This window comes from Saccharothrix coeruleofusca, assembly GCF_014648515.1.
GTDB classification, from domain to species: domain Bacteria; phylum Actinomycetota; class Actinomycetes; order Mycobacteriales; family Pseudonocardiaceae; genus Actinosynnema; species Actinosynnema coeruleofuscum.
In genome coordinates this window covers 1-1,982 of the sequence record NZ_BMRG01000036.1, presented here as the reverse complement: position 1 = coordinate 1,982, position 1,982 = coordinate 1, and the positions used below count along the sequence as shown (strand labels likewise).

The 1,982-nt window shown below is 69.1% G+C and carries 1 protein-coding gene and 1 pseudogene; one reads left to right on the top strand and one right to left on the bottom strand.

Annotated features, from left to right (window positions below):
* On the top strand, nucleotides 1-1,263 hold a 1,263-nt coding region (locus tag IEZ00_RS35600), incomplete at its 5' end, for a beta-1,3-glucanase family protein (protein WP_229796429.1).
* A gap of 62 nt (nucleotides 1,264-1,325) precedes the next feature.
* Here IEZ00_RS35600 and IEZ00_RS35595 read toward each other — a convergent pair.
* Nucleotides 1,326-1,982 (bottom strand): annotated as a pseudogene (locus IEZ00_RS35595) (hypothetical protein); the annotation flags it as partial.

Sequence of the window (1,982 nt, the reverse complement as noted above, 5' to 3'; positions counted from 1 at the left end):
GTCTACATGTCCTTCGGGGAGAAGCTGAAGTTCTTCCTGACCCCGGACGGCCTGGTCCAGCCCGCGCCCTGGTCGCCGAGCGACCCGAACCGCAACATCCTGTTCGACTGGAGCGAGTTCACCTACAACGACGCGGGCCTGTGGCTCAACAGCTCGCAGGTCGACCAGTTCGCCGTGCCGCACGCGGTCAGCGTCACCGGCGCCAACGGCGTGACCAAGAAGACCGGCGAGCTGGTGAACAACGGCCGCGAGAACATCATCAACGGCCTGCGCAACCAGCCCGGCTGGGGCAACGCGGTGCAGACCCGGTCCGACGGCACCGTGGTGCGCGTCCTCGCGCCGGGCAAGGCCGCCGACGCGGGCCTGTTCGACCGGAACTACCTGGACCCGTACATCACGCAGGCGTGGAACGCCTACACGAGCAAGACGCTGACCGTGGTGCCCTTCGCCGACCAGCCGGGCACCAAGTTCTTCGGCCGCGCCTCCGGTGACGTCATGAACTTCACCAACACCGCCGGTCAGCACGTGGCGTCGTTCCGCAAGCCCAGCACCGCCAACGTGTGGGGCTGCGACGGCGCGCTGGCCGCGCCCAACGACCAGGTGGTGGGCCCCATCGCCCGCACGCTGTGCGCGGCGCTGCACCGCTCGACGCTGGGCACCATCGACACCCAGCCCGGTGGCGGGCCCGCCGACTTCTACAAGGGCTCGCTGACCAACCACTACTCGCGGATCATCCACCAGAACATGGTCGACGGGAAGGCTTACGGCTTCGCCTTCGACGACGTGCAGGCGCAGGAGTCCCTGGTGCACGACGGCGACCCGCGTTCGGCGGGCATCACCCTGACGCCGTTCGGCGCGGGCGGGCCGGGCACGCCCCAGCCCACCGGCAGCATCATCAGCAACTGGAACAACAAGTGCGTCGACGTGCCGAACTGGAACTTCGCCGACGGTCAGCGGCTGGTCATGTGGGACTGCACCGGCGGCACGAACCAGGCGTGGGAGTTCGTCGGCGACACGGTGCGCACGCGGAACAACATGTGCATGGACGTGGCGTGGGGCTCGCGGGACAACGGCGCCGCCGTCCAGATCGCCACGTGCAGCGGCAACCCGGCGCAGCAGTGGGTGCTCAGCGCTGCGGGCGACCTGGTGAACCCGCAGGCCAACAAGTGCCTCGACATCGCGGAGTGGAACCCGAACAACGACGCCGTGCTGCACATCTGGGAGTGCGGCGGCACCGCCAACCAGAAGTGGCGGCGCGGCTGAACCATCGCTGAACGACCGGAGCGCCGGGGGACCACTCCCCCGGCGCTCCGGCGTTCTCCCCCTCAGTGGTTCTTGTTGAACTCCTTGAGGTCCTTCAGGTACTCCTCGGACGTGGGGTCGCGCTTGAGCTCGCCCTTCTCGTCCCGGTCGAAGTTGCCGTCGCGGTTCTCGTCCGACAGACCGCCCTGGTTCTTGGCGTACTCGTCGGAGGCGAGCTCCTTCCACAGCTCGTGCGCGAGGTGCAGGAGGCTGCCGCTGGCGACGACCTTGCCACTGGAGGTGGTGAAGCCGCCGCCGGGCGCGGCCAACTCCTCCACGTTCTTGATCCAGCGGGTGATCTCCGCGGCCTCCTGCGGGGTCTTGCCGTGCTTGGTGATCAGCGTCTGCTCCAGCTTGTCCTTGCTGAACTTCTGGAACTGCTGAAGCCCCTGCGGGTGGCCTTCCTTGATCTTGTTGGCGATGTCGTTGATCCTCTGCCACGCCGACGTGCCCGGCTTGGGGCCACCGGGGTTGGGCGTGGGGTGCGGCGTGGTGCCACCGGGAGCCGGGGTCGGCGTGGTGTTGCCACCGGGAGCCGGAGTCGGCGTCGGCGGCCTGACCGGGGGCGGCGGGGTCACCGGGTTGCCGCTGGTGGACGTCGTGCCACCCGGAGGCGGCGTCGGCGTCGGGTCCGGCGGCTTCACCACAGGCGGCGGAGCAACCGGGTTGCCGCTGGTCGA